The following is a 16784-nucleotide window of genomic DNA, read 5'->3' on the forward strand; positions in this document are numbered from 1 at the left end:
CTTCGGGGACCTTGTTGGCATGCCCTTGCTGGGCTGAGGATGTGCGGCATGGATGAGCAGGAATTGGCCAAGATCTTCCGTGACACGGACCTCGTTCCCGCCCCTGGGGAGTCGGTGCTGCACAAGGGGGTGGCGAATCTCTGGGCCGGGCCTGAGGCGGTGGGTGGCCGGCTGTGGCTGACCAGCCGGGTGCTCGTGTTCCGCTCGCATGCGGTGAACGTCCAGACGGGTGTCTGGGCGTGGCCTCTCGAGGAGATCGTGTCGACCGCACCGGTCAACACGCTCGGCATCGTCCCGAATGGGCTGGAGGTCGTACTGCGGAACGGGGAGCGGGTGCGATTCGTCGTACGCAAGCGGCGTGCCTGGATGCAGGCCATCCAGCACGCGAACGGCTGACCTCCGAGTCGGCCGGCTCAGGCGAGTGCGCTGATGGCGCGCCGCGTGCACCTCGAGCGCCAGGCGGTCACCACGGACTGCGCAAGCCCGGGAGAGACCCCGTCGCTGGTGTCCACCTCGTAGTCGTACGGACCGAACGTGTGGATGCCGTCCGTCTCGACGTGACCGCGGCCCTCCCCGATCCGCCGATCCCCGCGCTCACGTTCCCTCCGGTCGATCTCCGCGAGGTCGCAGTGCACGCCGACGAGGAACACGTCGAACCCCTCCAGCAGGCGGGCGAGATAACGCCGCCACTCGGGGAACTCGATGACATGCTCGACGATCAGATCGTTGCCGGCAGCCGCCAGAGCAGGCAGGCACCGATGAAAGCCGTCGAAGAACCGCGGCCGCATCTCCTGCCACCACGCGAACGGCCCGACATGGTCGCGCCGCTCGGGCAGCATCCCGCTCTCGACGAACTGGTCGGAGGAGACATACAGAAACGGCTCGTCCAGCGTGCGCTGCAGGATTTTGGCCAGGGTCGACTTCCCGGAACTCGACGCCCCGTTCAAGATGATGACCCGCCCCGGGCCGCGCTCCGGCGGAATGGGCTCCACGCCTCTCCCTCCACCAGGACAGCCACGCGAACCGCCGATCGGGCACGGAAGATCGGAAATAGTAGCGTAGATCACGAAGGCCAGGTCGCCTCAGGGGATGACCTGGCCTTTCGCCGTCAGAGCGGACGACGGGAATCGAACCCGCGTAGCTAGTTTGGAAGACTAGGGCTCTACCATTGAGCTACGTCCGCGCGAACCGGTCGAACTCTGGTCTAGACTTCATCCGGTCGTCAGGGCGTAAGCGTACCGGAGTCCCGGAGCGTATGCGCACTCGGCGAGACGGGGCGTGGCGCAGCTTGGCAGCGCGCTTGCTTTGGGAGCAAGAAGTCGCAGGTTCAAATCCTGTCGCCCCGACCAGCTCAAAGGCCCCTCCCGATTCGGGAGGGGCCTTCTGCTTGTCTATCTGCTTGACGACGCGTGCGTGGCGTGCGAATCAGCTGCTGTCACGGGACGGACGGTCTCGCTTCCGTCGAGCTCCGGACTCAGAGGGTGGTCGCTCGATCTCAGGAGAGCTCTGCTGCTGGGCCGCAAACAACTGGTCCGCCACCTGGCTGGGTTCGGGCTGAAGATTGAGGACACGCATGGCGGTGAAGGACTTGAGCCGATCACGTAGCACGGGGTCGTCCACCCGATCGATCAGTTCGAGAGCCTGAGCAAGGGCGCTATCGGCCTGGATGTTCTCGTGTATGCGCTCTGCTTGCACGGTCAGGTGCTTTCGGGCACGGTTCGCGTGCAGGGCGAATGCACCTCCACAGGTAGTGATGAGCAGACCGCTAAGGCTCGTGAGCAGGGGGAGATAGCTCCAATCGGGGTTTCCTGCGTTGATGAGAGCCAAAACGCCGCCGGTGAGCAGAATCACCGCGCCGGCGGACATGAAGATCACACTCAGCCGAAACGTGGCTTCAGCTTGCTTCAGAGCCTGTCGTAGGAAGTCGAAGAAAAAGGATTGACGCTGTTTGGCCAGCTCGGTCTCGGCCGAAGGCTGTGACTCCGGAGGGAGATAGATGTGTTGATCTCTACCGACCTGATACACCTGGCCAGTGGCTTCGAACCTCACGGGCGGGAGCTCTCCACCGTTGCCGCCGTCTGCTGTGCTGTCCGCCATCTGTGCCTCCTCCGATCGCAGCATGGCCACTGCGCTGCGGTGGCATCCAAGCGTAGACATCGCTGGAGGAGCTTGGGGTGGGTCAGCTGTCATCAGTTGGCCCGGGGTCTCTACGCACCTCCTGGGCAGTGCAAGCGTCCGCCTGGTCTTGGTGTCGCCACTGGCCCGCCCGGAGCGCCACACGGCGACGTACGGCGGTAGGGGCGGGATCGCCTTGGTGGCCCCCGCACAGGTCCACGCAATCCCACCTGAACGCTCTCAGCTCCTCCGTATGACGGCAGCCGTGTCGACGGATCCCGTGCGGATGAAGTGCCGGGCCGCTGGAGCTGCGCTCGTGTGCTGAACCCGATCGGCGCCCCCACCATGAGGCCGATGAGCCACGCCTGGATGCGCCTTCCGCCCGTCATGGGTTGATGACGAACGCTCGCCCCCTGGTCGGGTGGCCGCGGTCAGGGCATGCGGGCGATCAACGTCTTCGGGGCGATCTGGCGGTAGGCGTCGGCGACGATCTCGGCCACCTCCGCCCAGTCCACCTCAGGAACGTCCAGGTAGACGCCGAGCCAGCCACGATGACCCACGTACGGCGGCCGGAAGAACCGCTCGGGGGCCTCGGCCACCAGCTCCGCCTGCGCCCCGGGAGGGGCCGCGCACCAGAACGCCAGGCGGTCGTCGTGGTGGTGGTCGGCGAACATGACGAACGTCTTCTTGTCCCGGATGAACCAGGTCGGCTCTCCGTGGCTGAGCCGTTCGGTGACCTCCGGGAGCGCGAGGCAGAGGTCGCGCAGCCGGTCCAGGGCGGCGGTGTCCACGGAGGGTCAGCCCGTCAGTGTGAGGGGGTTGACGAGGTCCGCGTAGACCAGCAGGCCGGCCATGATCATCATGACGATGGCGATCGCGTACGTCAGCGGCAGCACCTTCGCGATGTCGACGGCCTTCGGCTCGGGACGGCGCATGATCTTGGCGTACGCCCGCTTGAGGCCCTCCCACAGCCCACCGGCGATGTGGCCGCCGTCGAGCGGCAGCAGCGGGATGAGGTTGAACATGCCGATCGCCAGGTTGAAGCCGGCCAGCAGGTTGACGAAGATGGCGATCTTCTTCTCGTTGGACAGGTCGGAGGCGAGGATCTCGCCGCCCATGCGGCCCGCGCCCACGACGCCGACCGGGCCCTCGGGGTCGCGTTCCTCGCCCGAGAAGGCCGCGTGCCAGACGCCGACCATCTTCTCCGGCAGGTTGAGCAGGGAGCCCGCCACGCGGGCCGTCAGCGCGCCCATGTAGCCGACGACCTCGCCCATGCTCTGCTGCTCCATGACCTCCGTCGGCAGGACGCCGAGGAAGCCGACGTTCTTGTCGATCTTCTGGGGGTCCTGGAGGTTGGGGCGGTCCTGGGCGATGAGGGTGACGTCGAGCGTCATCGGCTTGCCGTCGCGGACGATGCCGAGCTGGACCGGGCCGGGGCCGTGGCCGCGGATCAGGCGGGTGGCGTCCTCCCAGGTGGTGATCTTCTGGCCGTCGAAGGCGACCATGCGGTCGCCGGGCCTCAGGCCGGCCTGGGCGGCGGGGGTCTGCTGGTCGGTGGGCTTGCACGCGGTGCGCTGCTCAGAGATCGGGATCACGCACGTGTTGGTCTCGGGGGACACGACGGGGGCCCAGGTGGGCAGGCCGATGCCGACCAGCAGGATGCTGAAGAACACGAACGCGAGCACGAAGTTCATCAGCGGCCCGCCGGACATGATGATGACCTTCTGCCACCACTTCTTGCGGTAGAAGACGCGGTCCTCGTCGCCGGGCCGGACCTCCTCCTGCGCGGCGTCGCGGGCCGACTCGATGAGGGCCTGGAACGGGCCCGTCGAGGTGCTCCTGACCTTGGTCGGGTCGTCGCCGGGGCGCGGCGGCAACATGCCGATCATGCGGATGTAGCCGCCGAACGGGATCCACTTGATGCCGTACTCGGTCTCGCCCTTACGCCGGGACCACGCGGTCGAGCCGAAGCCGACCATGTATTGGGTCACCTTGACACCGAAGATCTTGGCGGGCACGAGATGGCCGATCTCGTGCAAGGCGATGGAGACCATCAACCCGAGCAGGAAGATGAGGATCCCCACCAGATAGAGCCAGTTCATCTATGTGCGCTCCAGGGCAAGGCGGACGGTCGCGACAGCCCCAGGGTAGTCGAACTCCCCCGACTCGACGCGGCGGTCGCGGAGGCGGGTATGGCTACGGCCGCCAGATCAGGACGAGGGCGCAGTCGTCGTTGTGGCCGGAGGCCATGGCGTTGACCAGGGCTCTCGCGCCGTCGCGGAACCCGGACGGCAGCAGCCGCTCCGCCTCGCCGAGCAGCCGGTCCAGCCCGGCGTCGATGTCGCGGCCCGGCTGCTCGATCAGCCCGTCGGTGAACAGCAGCAGCGCGTCGCCCTTGCGCAGCGTGCCGCTGTCGGGCTCGCAGTGCAGGTCGGGCACCACGCCGAGGACCACGCCCTTGGCTGAGGCGACCTGCCAGTTGCCCGTGCCCGCGTCGAACTTCACCACCGGCGGATGCCCGGCCGACGTGATCGTGTAGTCGCCCGTGGCCAGGTCGAGGCGCACGTGCACGGCCGTGACGAATCCCTCGTCGCCCCGCTGACGGTGCAGGTACGTGTTGCAGGCAGGCAGGAAGTCGTCGACCGAGCCGAGCAGCCCGCCGAACGTCCCCGACAGCAGCAGCGCCCTGGTGCCCGCGTCCACACCCTTGCCGGACACGTCCACGAGGGCGATCTCCACAGTGTCCCCGTCGCGCATGGAGACCAGGAAGTCGCCGCCGAACGAGGACCCGCCGGCCTGCTTGAGCACCACCTTGCCGCCCCAGTCCTTGGGCAGCGGGGGCAGCTCGCCCTGGCTCTTGAGCCGGTCACGCAGCTCCAGCAGCATCGCGTCGCCACGCAGCCCCTGCACGCCGAGCTTGCCCCTGGTGCGCGCCATGAGCACGGCGAGCACGGTGGTGAACCCGATGGTCACGGTCAGCCCCAGCCCGATCCTGCCCACGCCGAGCATGATCGCGATGAAGCCGAGCGCGGCGCCGACCGCCAGGAGCAGCTTGACCAGGCTGCGCAGCCGCAACTGGAGCCCGCCGACCAGGGTGACGAGGATGAGCAGCGAGGGTGAGAAATACTCGGTCGAGACCCTCGCGGCCAGCAAGCCGATGACGATCGCGAGCGTGGACAGGGCGATGAGCAGGTTGCGGTCGCGGGCCAGCGGACCCCTGCGGATAAAGCGGACAATGGACACGAGGAAGGGCACCCGCACCAGGACCGCACGGACCCGTGGCGGGATCAGCGGCGCCGGATGGGAACTCATGATGCGCCTGACTGTATCGGTCTGGCCCGTGTTTTGGCAGCCCACTTGACCAAGGCCTTGATCATTAAGGACCGATATTCAGTGGCCCTCCCCCTATGCCCACTCCTACCGTGGACGGATGACGTACCCGATCCGTCCGATTGGTGAGGCCGAATGGCCGGCGTTCACCCGGGTTCTCGAAGAGGGGTTCAATTGGACCCCGCATCCCCAGCAGGCTGAGCGCTGGAAGGCCGAGACGGAGTTCGACCGCACCCTCGCCGTCTTCGACGGCGATCTCATGGTGGGGGTCACCGCCGTGTTCAGTTTCCGGATGACGGTCCCCGGCGGGCAGCTGCCCGTCGGCGGCGTGACCGCCGTCAGCGTGCTGCCCTCGCACCGCCGCCGCGGGGTGCTGACCTCGATGATGCGCAGGCAACTGGCCGACATCCGCGAGCGCGGCGAGCCCGTCGCCGCGCTGTACGCCTCCGAGTCGGTGATCTACGGCAGATACGGCTACGGAAGGGCCGCGAGCCTGCTGTGGTTCCGCGTCCACAAGCACGCCTCGGCGTTCGTCAAGAACGCGCCGGTCGACCCGTCGCTGCGGATCAGGGTCGCCAAGCCCGCCGACGCGCGTGCCGACCTGGAGAAGGTGTACGCGTCCGTGGTGACCGCACGCCCGGGGCGCTACGAGCGCAGTGCGGCGTTCTGGGACAGCTCGCTGGGCGACGAGGAATTCGACCAGCGGGGGTCGGGGCCGCTGCGCGCGGTGCTGGCCGAGGACGACCGGGGTGTGCGCGGGTACGCGCTGTTCCGGGTCAAGGGCTCCTGGGACGAGCACGACCTGCCCACTGGAGAGGTGCAGCTGCAGGAGCTGGAGGCGGCCGACCCGGCGGCCTACGCCCTGCTGTGGCGCAGCGTCCTCGACCGCGACCTCACCATGTCGGTGCGGGCGCCCAGGCCGGTGGACGACCCGCTGATCTCGTTGCTGGCCGACCAGCGGCAGCTACGCGCCGGCTGGAGCGACGAGCTGTGGGTACGCCTGGTCGAGGTAGACCGCGCGCTGGCCGGCCGCGCCTACTCCGCGCCGGTGGACGTCGTGATCGAGGTGGAGGACGAGGTGTGCCCGTGGAACGCCGGCCGCTGGCGGCTCACCGCGGACACGACGGGCGCCGAGTGCAAGCAGGTCGACGAGGAGCCCGACCTGACGGTGCCGGTGGCCGCGCTCGGGTCGGCGTACATGGGCGACGGGCAGCTCACCCAGCTGCTCGACGCGGGGCTGCTGCGCGAGCACCGGCAGGGCGCGGTGCGCGCGCTGGCCACCGCCATGTCGTGGAGCCCCAAGCCATTCGCCGGACGGGTCTTCTGACCTCGTGGGAAATCTGCTGAGCAGCCGTCGCTACGGTCTTGGCCGCCCAGTGGGGGCGGCGGTCCGCTCATGCGGGTTTCCTACGAGCTAGGCTCCAAGCATGGCGCTGCAAAGCTTGCAGATCACCGCGACGATCGCCATGCGTGCCCGCGACGTGTCGAGATCGTCGAAGGAGCAGCAGGAGGCCGCCGACCGGCGGCCCCTGCGCGACGAGATGCCCAGGCGGGAGTCCAAAGGCAAGAGTCGAAGCTAGTCACGGCAGCGAGGGCAGCTGGCCGATCGTCTCGTAGGTGGCCAGCTGCGCGATCCGCCTGCTGTGCCGCTCGCTGCCGGAGAACGTCGTGGTCAGGAAGACCTCGACGAACCTGGTGGCCTCCTCGAGGGAGTGCATGCGCGCCCCGACGCTGACCACGTTGGCGTTGTTGTGCTCGCGGGCCAGGCCGGCCGTCTCCTCACTCCAGGCCAGGGCCGCGCGGATGCCGCGCACCTTGTTGGCGGCGATCTGCTCGCCGTTGCCCGAGCCGCCGATCACGATCCCGAGGCTGGCGGGGTCGCCCGCGACGCCCTCGGCGGCACGCAGCACGAACGCGGGATAGTCGTCCTCGGCGTCATAGACGAAGGGACCGCAGTCGGTCACTTCGTGCCCGTGGTCCTTCAGCCAGGACACGAGGTGGTTCTTGAGCTCATAGCCGGCATGGTCGGCACCGATGTAGACACGCACCCGACCAGTCTTCCACAGCCCTGAGGATCGAGCTCGCGGGCTAGAGTAAGGGCCTCACCCGTTGCCCAGTCCTTACGAAGGCAGAAACCCATGCGAGAGATCCGCGTCGTCGGCGATCCGGTCCTGCGCACGCCCGCCGAACCGGTCACGGACTTCGACCGCGAGCTGCGCCGCCTGATCGAGGAGATGTTCCAGGCGATGTACACGGTCAACGGCGTCGGCCTGGCCGGTCCGCAGATCGGCGTGTCGCGGCGATTGTTCGTGTACGACATCAACAAGCGCAAGGGCCACGTGATCAACCCGATCCTGACGGTCGACGACCCCGAGGAGATCGTCGACGAGGAAGGGTGCCTGTCGGTGCCCGACCGCCAGACGCGCCTGCCCATCTACGCCCCGGTCGCGCGGGCCTCGGGCGTGACCGTCGAAGGGTTCGACCGGCTGCAGCGGCCGGTGCGGATCAAGGCCCGCGGCTCGCTGGCCCGCTGTTTCCAGCACGAGACCGAGCACCTCGACGGCAAGCTGTACGTCGACCGCCTCCCCAAGAACGAAGCGCGCAAGATCGTACTCAAGGCATAGGTTGGGCGCATGAGCGTACTTTCTGGGAAGGGCGCATTGGTCACAGGCGGCTCCAGAGGCATCGGCAAGGCCATCGTGGAGCGGTTGAGGCAGGACGGCGCCGAGGTCGTCTTCTGTTACGAGCACTCGGAGGAAGCGGCGCAGCAGGTCGCGAAGGAGACCGGCGCGCACGCCGTCCACGCGGATCTGGGCGCCAAGACCGACCTGGAGCGGCTGTTCGCCGCGGCGGAAGCGCGGCTGCCGGGGCTGGACATCCTGGTCAACAACGCCGCGACCACCGCCGCGCAGAAGCCCATGGCGGAGGTCACGGACGAGGACTACGAGCGGGCGTTCGCGGTGAACACGCGGGCGGTGTTCCTGGCCATGCAGTGGGCGGCGCGGGTGATGCGCGACGGCGGGCGCATCGTCAACATCTCCACGCTCAACACCCAGGTGCCCGCGCCCGCGCTGGCGCTCTACTGCGGCAGCAAGGGCGCGATCGAGCAGTTCGCCAAGGTGGCGGCGCGAGAGCTGGGCGGGCGCGAGATCACGGTCAACGTCGTCTCATCGGGCGCCACGGACACCGACATGCTGCGCAACGCCAATCCGCCGGAGGCGCTGGAGCAGACCTCGGCGTTCACGGCGCTGCAACGGCTCGGCCGGCCCGACGACATCGCGGCCGTGGTGGCGTTCCTGGCCGGTCCTGACGGCCGGTGGGTGACCGGCCACAACCTGCTCGCCAGCGGCGGGCTGATCGTCTAGAGCTGGAGAGACTTGATCTCCAGGTACTCCTCCAGGCCGTGCTCGCCGAGCTCCCTCCCCACGCCGGACTGCTTGTAGCCGCCGAAGGGGGCCAGCGGGTTGAACTTGCCGCCGTTGATGGCGACCTGGCCGGTGCGCAGCCGGCGGGCGACCGCGACCGCATGCTCCTCGGCGCCCGACCAGACGGCGCCGGCCAGGCCGTATTTGGTGTCGTTGGCGATCTCGACGGCCTGGTCCTCGCTCGTGTACGGGATCAGCGACAACACCGGGCCGAAGATCTCCTCCTGCTCGATCGTCATGCCCGGCTCCACACTCGCGAACACCGTGGGCTCGACGTAGTAGCCGCGCTCGTGCGGCCGCTCGGTCCCGCCCGCCACCAGCCGGGCGCCTTCCTCCTGGCCCCGGTTGATGTAGCGGACGACGCGGTCGCGCTGGACCTGCGAGACCAGCGGGCCGATCCTGGTGGACTCGTCGAACGGATCGCCGACGGTGTACTTGCCCGCGGCCGCGACGGCCAGGCGGACGGCGGTGTCGTACTGGTCGCGGTGGACGAGCATGCGGGTCCACGCCGAGCAGGTCTGGCCCGCGTTGACGAAGCAGTTGGCCACGCCGACCTTGACGGCCGTCTCCAGGTCGGCGTCGGGCAGGATGATGTTGGCGGACTTGCCGCCGAGCTCCAGCGCGACCCGCTTGACCGACTCGGCCGCCAGCGAGGCGACCCGGCGCCCGGCCGTCGTCGAACCGGTGAAGGAGACCATGTCCACTTCGGGGTGGGCGGCCATGGCCTCGCCCACGACCGGGCCGCGCCCGCTCAGCAGGTTGAACACGCCCGGGGGCAGGCCCACCTCGTCGAAGATCTCCGCCAGCGCGTACGCCGCCAGCGGCGCGACCTCGCTCGGCTTGAGCACGACGGTGCACCCGGCGGCCAGCGCGGGACCGACCTTGCAGATGATCTGGTGCAGCGGGTAGTTCCACGGCGTGATCGCCGCGACCACCCCGATCGGCTCCTTGACGACGAGCGAGTTGCCGACCCGCGACTCGCGCGGGTGGCTCTCCGCCAGCCGGGCATAGGACGCCAGCACGCCGGCCGGCATCAGCGTCTGGACCTTGAGCGCGAAGCCCAGCGGCGACCCCATGTCCGTCGCGATGGTCTTGGCGATCTCGTCGGACCGCTGTCTGAGCAGCTCGGCCGCGTCGCCGAGGAGCTTGCCCCGCTCCGCGGCGGCCGTCTGCGACCAGGAGAGGAAGGCCCGTCTCGCGGCGTTGGCGGCCGACTCCACATCGTCGGCGCAGCCCGCGGGCACGCGGTCGATGATCTCTTCCGTGGCCGGGTTCACGACCTCGATGGGCTCGTCGGACAACGACGCGACCCAGGAGCCGCCGATGTACAGCTGACGCATGGCCACCATCTTGACAGTCCCCAGGACCGGCCGCGAGTGCCGGACCGAGGGCGGGATAAGGTCTGCTACACCGCTACCAGCTTCTTTTCCCCCGCCAGGGTATGGCTATTGCGCTGACAATACGCATTTGTCAATCGAAAGCCGGGCGGCGCGTCCGGGTGCGCTTCAACTCGAAGAAGTCATCGAACTCCGTGACCGCCAGCACGCCGTCCCACAGCCGGCCCGCGTCCTCGCCCCTGATGATCTTGGTGATCACCGGCCCGAAGAAGGCGTTGGCCCCCACCCGGATGATCGGCGTGCCGACCTCCTGCCCGACGAGCGTGATGCCCTCGTCGTGCGAGGCACGGATGATCTCGTCCCACTCCTCGGACTCCATCGCGTCGGCGAGGTTCCCGTCGAGGCCGACGGCCTCGAGCGCGGCCTCGTTGATCTCCCGCAGGCGTTCGGGCTGCTTGCCGAGGCCCTGGTTGTGCAGGCGCGTGCCGAGCTCGGTGTAGAGGCGCCCGACGTACTCCTCCCCGTGCTTGGCCGCGGCCGCGGCCACCACCCTGACAGACCCCATGGCCTTGGCGGCCCGTGCCTTGTAGTCCTCCGGGACGTCCTTGTCCTCGTTGAGGAAGTGCAGTGACATGAACCGGAAGCGGGGGTCGATGGGGCGGACCTGCTCGACTTCGAGCAGCCACCGCGATGTGACCCAGGCGAACGGACACGAGGGATCGAACCAGAGGTCCACGGGAATCTTCTCAGCCATGTCTGGCCATAACCTGAAGGGGTTCGGGTCCTATTCCCACCGTGACAGGATGACGGACAACCCCGACGAAGTGGTGAAAAGGAGCGCAACTTGGCAGGCAACCTGACCCGGGACGAGGCGCGAGAGCGCGCCCGGCTGTTGAGGGTCGAGTCGTACGAGGTCGCACTGGACCTGACGGAAGGGGACGAGCGCTTCGAGAGCGTCACGTCGGTCCGCTTCAGCAGCGCCACCTCGGGTGCGTCCACCTTCATCGACCTGCACGGCGCGCAGGTGCGCAAGGCGACGCTGAACGGCCAGGACCTCGACGTGGCGGCCTACGACGCGGAGAAGGGCCGGTTCCCGCTCCCGTCGCTCGCCGAGTCCAACGAGCTGCGGATCGACGCCGACTGCGCCTACATGCGCACCGGCGAGGGTCTGCACCGTTTCGTCGACCCGGTCGACCAGCGTGTCTACCTGCACAGCCAGTTCGAGACGGCCGACGCCCACCGCATGTACGCGTGCTTCGACCAGCCCGACCTCAAGGCCACGTTCCAGCTGACCGTGCTGGCCCCGGCGGACTGGGAGGTGATCTCCAACGCCGCCGCCGTCAACGTGGAGGGCCTGCCGGAGCAGGCCGGCAAGCACGGGACCGTGCACGCGGCCAAACGGTGGGAGTTCGCGGTCACGCCGGTCATGTCCACCTACATCACGGCGCTGGTGGCCGGGCCGTATCACAAGGTCACCTCGGAGCACGACGGCATCCCGCTCGGCCTCTACTGCCGGGCCTCGCTGGCCGAGCACCTCGACTCCGACAACCTCTTCGAGGTCACCCGGCAGGGCTTCGACTTCTTCCACCGGGTGTTCGGCGTGCGCTACCCGTTCGGCAAGTACGACCAGGCCTTCGTGCCCGAGTTCAACGCCGGCGCGATGGAGAACGCCGGCTGCGTGACGTACCTGGAGGACTACGTCTTCCGCTCCCGGGTCACCGACGCGGTCGTCGAGCGGCGCGCGGAGACGATCCTGCACGAGATGGCGCACATGTGGTTCGGCGACCTCGTCACCATGCGCTGGTGGGACGACCTGTGGCTGAACGAGTCGTTCGCCACCTACATGTCCGTGCTCGCCCAGGCCGAGGCCACCCGGTGGGGCAAGGGCGCGTGGACGACGTTCGCGAACGTGGAGAAGGCCTGGGCCTACCGCCAGGACCAGCTGCCGTCCACGCACCCGATCGCCGCGGACATCCCGGACATGCAGGCGGTCGAGGTCAACTTCGACGGCATCACGTACGCCAAGGGCGCCTCGGTGCTCAAGCAACTGGTCGCGTACGTGGGGCTGGACAACTTCCTGGCCGGCGTGCGCGACTACTTCGCCGAGCACGCCTGGGGCAACACCGAGCTGAAGGACCTGCTCGACGCCCTGGAGCGGACCTCCGGACGGGACCTGTCCGCCTGGTCGAAGGAGTGGCTGGAGACCTCCTGGGTCAACACGCTGCGGCCCTCGTTCGAGGTGTCGGAGGGCCGGTTCACCGCGTTCGACGTGCTGCAGGAGGCGCCGGCCGACTATCCGACGCTGCGCTCGCACCGCATCGCGATCGGCCTGTACTCCCTGGTGGACGGCAAGCTGACGCGGACCAAGCGGGTCGAGCTGGACGTGGTGGGCGCGCGTACGAGCGTGGCCGAGCTGGTCGGCGAGGAGCAGCCCGACCTGGTGCTGCTCAACGACGACGACCTGACCTACGCCAAGGTCCGGCTCGACGAGGACTCGCTGCGCACGCTGGTGGACGGCGGCATCGTCACGTTCACCGAGTCGCTGCCGCGCGCGCTGTGCTGGTCGGCGGCCTGGGACATGACCCGCGACGGCGAGATGTCCACGCGCGACTACGTCAAGCTGGTCGTCTCGGGCGCGGGCACGGTCACGGACATCACGGTGCTGCAGACGATCCTGCGGCAGGCGCGTATGGCCGCCCAGCAGTACGCGGCCCCGTCGTGGCGGGCGGAGGGCCTGGCGCTGCTGGCGCGGGAGCTGCGCTCGCTGCTCGGCTCGGCCGAGCCCGGGTCGGACCACCAGCTGGCGTTCCTGCAGGCGTTCGCGCCGGTGGCCATCTCGGCGGAGGACCTGGACCTGCTGCAGCGCATCCTGGACGGCACGGAGGTGCCCGACGGGCTGAGCGTGGACGCCGACCTGCGCTGGACTCTGGTGCACGCGCTCGTCACCGGCGGCCGGATGGGCGAGGCCGACATCGAGGCCGAGCTGAAGCGCGACCCTACGGCGACGGGTGAGCGGTCGGCCGCGCAGTGCCGGGCCGCGGTGCCCACCGCCGAGGCCAAGAACGCGGCGTGGGACCGGATCCTGGGCGGCGAGCTGGCCAATCACATTGCCAGGGCGACGATCGGCGGCTTCCAGGACCCGCACCACCCCGAGCTCCTGGAGCCGTTCCGCGCGAAGTACTTCGCCGAGGTCGGGCGCGTCTACAAGGAGTGGACGTACGACCAGGCGTCGTCGTTCGCGGTGGGGTGCTTCCCCTCGCTGCTCATCGAGCCGGTGACCGTGCAGGCCGCCGAGGACTACCTGGCGGCCGAGCAGCCGCCGCAGGCGCTGCGCAGGATGATCCTGGAGGGCGCCGACGGCGTCCGCCGCGCGCTGCGTAACCGCGAGAAGGACGCCGCGTCCGCCTGATCCTCGTCCCTGAAGGCCCCCGCCACGCCTGGCGGGGGCCTTCCGCGTTTCCGGGACGTTTCCGGCTCTTGACAGGAAGTGGCCCGCCAGCCATATTTCAGGACTAACTTTACTTCTAAAGAAAGTCCTGAACCTTCATGGCAGCCACTGACCGCGGCGACCTCACCAGGACGGCGATCCTGGCCCTGCTGGGCACCGGCGGGCCGCTCAGCCGGACCGAGATAGCACGCGAGCTGGACCTCAGCCCGGCCACCGTCACGCAGCTCACGCGCGAGCTCATGGGGCACGGAATGCTGGAGGAGCTCGACCTCAAGCCGTCGCGCGGCGGGCGGCCCGCCGTTCGGCTCGGGCTGGTGGGCGGGGCCGGGCACGCACTGGGCGTCAAGGTGACGGCCGATCATCTGGTGCTGGTAGATGTGCGGCTGGACGGCGAGGTGCTCGGGTCGTGGGAGCGGCCGTTCGACCCGTCATCGGCCGACGCGCTCGACGAGCTGGCGGCGGCCGTGGAGTCGGCGGTGCCGGGCGACGGGCCGCCGCTGCTGGGCGTGGGGGTCGGGGTGCCGGGCAGCGTGGAGGACCAGGCGGCCGGCACGGTGAACGCGCCGACGCTGGGGTGGCAGGCGATGCCGGTCGGCGAGCGGCTGCGGCGCAGGTTGCGGCTCCCGGTGCTGGTGGAGAACGACGTGAACGCGCTGGCGGTCGCCGAGCGGCTGTACGGCCGGGGGCGTACGCACCGGGACTTCCTCGTGGTGACGATCGGCCGCGGCGTCGGCGCGGCGATCGTCGCCGACGGCCGGGTGTACCGGGGGGCGCGGGGCGGCGCCGGCGAGTTCGGCCACCTGCCGGTGGACCCGGACGGACCGATGTGCGGCTGCGGGGCCCGCGGCTGCCTGGAGGCGTTCGTGGGCTCGGCAGGTCTCCTCGCGGCGGCCCGCGCGAAGTCCGCCGGCCGAGTGGAGGCCCCGCTCGGGCAGGCCGCCGCGGCCGGCGACCCGGCGGCGCGTGCCGTGTTCGCCGAGGCCGGGGCGATCCTCGGGCGGGCCACCGCCGGGCTGATCAACGTCGTGGACCCGGAGGTCGTGGTCGTGCTCGGCGAGGGCACGGCGGACTGGCCGCTCTGGCGGGACGGCTTCGAACAGGCGCTCAGGGCGCAGCTCTACCCGGGACGGCGCGACATCTCCGTCGAGGTGGAGAGCTGGGACGACACGAGCTGGGCGCAAGGGGCGGCGGCGCTGGTGCTGGCGACCCCGTTCGACGCGGCTGGCGCGGCCGGAGAGCAGGGCCGCCTGGTGCGTGCCCGGCTGATCGGAGCCACGCCATGAGCGCCCGGTCCGCCCGCACGAACGAGGAGACGATCTCATGACCCTCACCGCGGCCCCGCCGGAGGAGCGGGTCACGCATCAGCGGGCCAGGCCACGCAAGGGCTGGCGGTACGCCGGCACCGTCGCGGTGTTCCTGCTGCCGAGCCTCGTCCCCCTGACGCTCTACACGATCATCCCCATGCTCGGCTCGCTCTGGACAAGCCTGCACGAATGGGACCTCATCACCGAGATGCGCTGGGTCGGCCTGGGCAACTACATCGAGCTGATCGGCGATCCGGGGACCCGGGCGGCGTTCCTGCACACGCTCTCCTTCATCGCCGGCTACCTGCCGCTCGTCTACGCGGGCGGCCTCGGCCTGGCGTTGCTGCTCAACCGGGCGCCCCGATCGACTGGGTCCGGCCGGAGCCTGCTGCGCGGCATCTACTTCCTGCCGGTGATCACCAGCTGGGTGGTCGTGGCGCTGATGTGGAAGTGGCTGCTCAATCCGGCCAGCGGCATCGTCAACTGGGCCCTCGGCCTGTTCGGGATCAGCGGGCCCGGCTGGTGGACCGACCCGGCCTGGGCGATGCCGTCGGTCATCCTGGCCTCGGCCTGGAAGGACCTGGGCTTCGTGATGATCATCCTGCTGGCCGGGCTGCAGGCGATCCCCCGCGAGTACCAGGAGGCGGCCATGGTGGACGGCGCCACGGCGTGGCGCAGGTTCCGGCACATCACGCTCCCACTGCTGTCCCCCTCGACGTTCTTCGTGGTCGTGATCTCGCTGATCAACGGCTTCCAGGTCTTCGACCAGGTCAAGATCATGACGAACGGCGGTCCCGGCGGGGCCACGCAGGTCGTGGTGTCGCAGATCTACGACCTCACGTTCAGGTACGGCCGGGCCGGCGCGGCCTCCGCGTTGTCCTGGTTGTTGTTCGCAGTCGTGCTGATCGTGACGATCATCCAGATCCGGGGCCAGAAGCGGTGGGTGACGTATGGGTAAGGCGCGAGGACGGATCCGCGGCGAAACGAGGACATCCATCGGAGCACGCCGGGCGGTGCTCGGCCAAATAGCCCGCTATCTGCTGGTCGGGCTGGGCGCGCTGGCAATGTTGTTCCCGTTCGGGTGGGCGGTGATCACCTCCATCACGCCGAGCGACGCCGTGCTCGCCGTGCCGCCGGACTTCACGCCGGAGGGCGCGAGCCTGGACGCGTACGGCAAACTGCTGGAGACCCTGCCGTTCTGGCGGATCGTGCTCAACAGCGCCTGGATCGGTGCGGCCTCCACCATGCTGCAGCTGATCACCAGCGCGATGGCCGCCTACGCGTTCGCCCGGCTGCCGTTCCCCGGCCGGGGCGCGTTGTTCGCGGTGTACCTGACGACGTTGATGATGCCGCTGCCGGTGCTGGTCGTGCCGCTGTTCATCGAGATGCGCACGTTCGGGCTCGTGGACACGTACTTCGCGTTGCTGGCGCCGACGATCGCCTCGGCGTTCGGGGTGTTCCTGCTGCGGCAGGCGATCAACCAGGTGCCGCGGGAGTTCGACGAGGCGGCCGTCCTGGACGGCGCCGGGCATTTCCGGATCTTTCTGTACGTGGTGCTGCCGCTGATCCGGCCGGCGCTGGCCACGTTCGCCATCTTCGGCTTCATGGCCAGCTGGAACAGCTATCTCTGGCCGCTGATCATCATCAAGTCGCCCGAGTTCATGACCCTCCCGCTGGGCCTGGCCACGCTGCACGGCCAGTTCACCACGCAGTGGGACGTGGTCATGGCGGGCTCGGTGATCAGCGTCGTACCGATCCTCATCCTCTACGTCTTCGCGCAGAAGCACGTCATCGCCAGCGTCGCGCAGAGCGGGCTCAAGTAAAG

17 protein-coding genes and 2 tRNA genes are annotated in these 16784 nt (G+C 69.1%); 10 read left to right on the top strand and 9 right to left on the bottom strand.

Annotation, left to right across the window (positions count from 1 at the left end; translation table 11 throughout):
• Window positions 1–48: 48 nt before the first annotated feature.
• Window positions 49–396, top strand: a complete 348-nt coding sequence (locus ETD86_RS10220; protein ID WP_138665879.1) for a GRAM domain-containing protein — start codon at window positions 49–51, stop codon at window positions 394–396.
• A gap of 17 nt (window positions 397–413) precedes the next feature.
• Here the strand turns inward: ETD86_RS10220 and ETD86_RS10225 are convergent, their stop codons facing one another.
• Together ETD86_RS10225 and ETD86_RS10230 are read right to left on the bottom strand one after the other, a co-directional pair.
• Window positions 414–992 (bottom strand): chloramphenicol phosphotransferase CPT family protein, encoded by a 579-nt coding sequence (locus ETD86_RS10225; RefSeq protein ID WP_211369950.1) that lies wholly within the window; start codon window positions 990–992, stop codon window positions 414–416.
• Between the two features lie 120 nt (window positions 993–1112).
• Window positions 1113–1183 (bottom strand) — tRNA-Gly (locus tag ETD86_RS10230).
• A gap of 89 nt (window positions 1184–1272) precedes the next feature.
• Between ETD86_RS10230 and ETD86_RS10235 the strand changes: the two genes are divergently transcribed.
• Window positions 1273–1349: transfer RNA gene (locus ETD86_RS10235), tRNA-Pro, on the top strand.
• A 76-nt stretch (window positions 1350–1425) separates the two neighbouring features.
• On the opposite strand, the gene ETD86_RS10240 is transcribed toward ETD86_RS10235, so the two are convergent.
• The 4 genes from ETD86_RS10240 to ETD86_RS10255 form a co-directional block, all read right to left on the bottom strand.
• Complete coding sequence (locus ETD86_RS10240) at window positions 1426–2097, bottom strand: TRADD-N-associated membrane domain-containing protein (protein ID WP_138665880.1); 672 nt, start codon at window positions 2095–2097, stop codon at window positions 1426–1428.
• A gap of 449 nt (window positions 2098–2546) precedes the next feature.
• On the bottom strand, window positions 2547–2906 hold the full coding sequence (locus tag ETD86_RS10245) for an MmcQ/YjbR family DNA-binding protein (protein WP_211369951.1): 360 nt from the start codon (window positions 2904–2906) through the stop codon (window positions 2547–2549).
• A gap of 6 nt (window positions 2907–2912) precedes the next feature.
• Entirely contained in the window at window positions 2913–4217 is a 1305-nt protein-coding gene (locus ETD86_RS10250) for a M50 family metallopeptidase (protein ID WP_138665881.1), read from the bottom strand.
• 94 nt (window positions 4218–4311) lie between these two features.
• The gene (locus ETD86_RS10255; protein WP_138665882.1) at window positions 4312–5427 is read right to left on the bottom strand and encodes a PP2C family protein-serine/threonine phosphatase; all 1116 of its coding nucleotides are present in this window, start codon (window positions 5425–5427) and stop codon (window positions 4312–4314) included.
• Between the two features lie 118 nt (window positions 5428–5545).
• Here ETD86_RS10255 and ETD86_RS10260 point away from each other — a divergent pair, with 118 nt between their 5' ends.
• On the top strand, window positions 5546–6772 hold the full coding sequence (locus tag ETD86_RS10260; protein WP_138665883.1) for a GNAT family N-acetyltransferase: 1227 nt from the start codon (window positions 5546–5548) through the stop codon (window positions 6770–6772).
• A gap of 100 nt (window positions 6773–6872) precedes the next feature.
• Complete coding sequence (locus tag ETD86_RS54975) at window positions 6873–7025, top strand: hypothetical protein (RefSeq protein WP_170222982.1); 153 nt, start codon at window positions 6873–6875, stop codon at window positions 7023–7025.
• Here the strand turns inward: ETD86_RS54975 and ETD86_RS10265 are convergent, their stop codons facing one another.
• Window positions 7026–7493: a ribose-5-phosphate isomerase gene (locus ETD86_RS10265; protein WP_138665884.1), complete on the bottom strand. Its 468-nt coding sequence runs from the start codon at window positions 7491–7493 to the stop codon at window positions 7026–7028.
• Window positions 7494–7583: 90 nt separating this feature from the next.
• Between ETD86_RS10265 and def the strand changes: the two genes are divergently transcribed.
• Both def and ETD86_RS10275 read left to right on the top strand, forming a co-directional pair.
• Window positions 7584–8069 (top strand): peptide deformylase, encoded by a 486-nt coding sequence (gene def / locus ETD86_RS10270; RefSeq protein WP_138665885.1) that lies wholly within the window; start codon window positions 7584–7586, stop codon window positions 8067–8069.
• Between the two features lie 9 nt (window positions 8070–8078).
• A complete protein-coding gene (locus tag ETD86_RS10275) occupies window positions 8079–8810 on the top strand; it encodes an SDR family oxidoreductase (RefSeq protein WP_138665886.1) in 732 nt (243 codons plus the stop codon).
• Here the strand turns inward: ETD86_RS10275 and ETD86_RS10280 are convergent.
• Together ETD86_RS10280 and ETD86_RS10285 are read right to left on the bottom strand one after the other, a co-directional pair.
• Window positions 8807–10210, bottom strand: a complete 1404-nt coding sequence (locus tag ETD86_RS10280; RefSeq protein WP_138665887.1) for an aldehyde dehydrogenase family protein — start codon at window positions 10208–10210, stop codon at window positions 8807–8809. The genes ETD86_RS10275 and ETD86_RS10280 overlap by 4 nt on opposite strands.
• Window positions 10211–10340: 130 nt before the next feature.
• Window positions 10341–10961, bottom strand: coding sequence for a mycothiol-dependent nitroreductase Rv2466c family protein (locus tag ETD86_RS10285; protein ID WP_138665888.1), 621 nt, complete (start codon window positions 10959–10961; stop codon window positions 10341–10343).
• A 90-nt stretch (window positions 10962–11051) separates the two neighbouring features.
• On the opposite strand from ETD86_RS10285, the gene pepN reads away from it, so the two are divergent.
• From pepN to ETD86_RS10305, 4 genes are all read left to right on the top strand, one after another.
• On the top strand, window positions 11052–13616 hold the full coding sequence (pepN, locus tag ETD86_RS10290) for an aminopeptidase N (RefSeq protein ID WP_138665889.1): 2565 nt from the start codon (window positions 11052–11054) through the stop codon (window positions 13614–13616).
• A 137-nt stretch (window positions 13617–13753) separates the two neighbouring features.
• Window positions 13754–14938, top strand: a complete 1185-nt coding sequence (locus tag ETD86_RS10295; protein WP_138665890.1) for an ROK family transcriptional regulator — start codon at window positions 13754–13756, stop codon at window positions 14936–14938.
• 37 nt (window positions 14939–14975) lie between these two features.
• Complete coding sequence (locus ETD86_RS10300; RefSeq protein ID WP_138665891.1) at window positions 14976–15917, top strand: carbohydrate ABC transporter permease; 942 nt, start codon at window positions 14976–14978, stop codon at window positions 15915–15917.
• Window positions 15918–15972: 55 nt separating this feature from the next.
• Window positions 15973–16782 (top strand): carbohydrate ABC transporter permease, encoded by an 810-nt coding sequence (locus ETD86_RS10305; protein WP_211369952.1) that lies wholly within the window; start codon window positions 15973–15975, stop codon window positions 16780–16782.
• Window positions 16783–16784 lie beyond the last annotated feature (2 nt).

Origin of the sequence: Nonomuraea turkmeniaca (genome assembly GCF_005889735.1) — a bacterium.
Taxonomy (GTDB): domain Bacteria; phylum Actinomycetota; class Actinomycetes; order Streptosporangiales; family Streptosporangiaceae; genus Nonomuraea; species Nonomuraea turkmeniaca.

Coding starts and splice junctions, on each gene's coding strand:
- ETD86_RS10295 (WP_138665890.1), top strand. CDS start 13,754: ATGGCAGCCACTGACCGCGGCGACCTCACCAGGACGGCGATCCTGGCC.
- ETD86_RS10300 (WP_138665891.1), top strand. CDS start 14,976: ATGACCCTCACCGCGGCCCCGCCGGAGGAGCGGGTCACGCATCAGCGG.
- def (WP_138665885.1), top strand. CDS start 7,584: ATGCGAGAGATCCGCGTCGTCGGCGATCCGGTCCTGCGCACGCCCGCC.
- ETD86_RS10275 (WP_138665886.1), top strand. CDS start 8,079: ATGAGCGTACTTTCTGGGAAGGGCGCATTGGTCACAGGCGGCTCCAGA.
- ETD86_RS10255 (WP_138665882.1), bottom strand. CDS start 5,427: ATGAGTTCCCATCCGGCGCCGCTGATCCCGCCACGGGTCCGTGCGGTC.
- ETD86_RS54975 (WP_170222982.1), top strand. CDS start 6,873: ATGGCGCTGCAAAGCTTGCAGATCACCGCGACGATCGCCATGCGTGCC.
- ETD86_RS10220 (WP_138665879.1), top strand. CDS start 49: ATGGATGAGCAGGAATTGGCCAAGATCTTCCGTGACACGGACCTCGTT.
- ETD86_RS10240 (WP_138665880.1), bottom strand. CDS start 2,097: ATGGCGGACAGCACAGCAGACGGCGGCAACGGTGGAGAGCTCCCGCCC.
- ETD86_RS10260 (WP_138665883.1), top strand. CDS start 5,546: ATGACGTACCCGATCCGTCCGATTGGTGAGGCCGAATGGCCGGCGTTC.
- ETD86_RS10250 (WP_138665881.1), bottom strand. CDS start 4,217: ATGAACTGGCTCTATCTGGTGGGGATCCTCATCTTCCTGCTCGGGTTG.
- ETD86_RS10280 (WP_138665887.1), bottom strand. CDS start 10,210: ATGCGTCAGCTGTACATCGGCGGCTCCTGGGTCGCGTCGTTGTCCGAC.
- ETD86_RS10285 (WP_138665888.1), bottom strand. CDS start 10,961: ATGGCTGAGAAGATTCCCGTGGACCTCTGGTTCGATCCCTCGTGTCCG.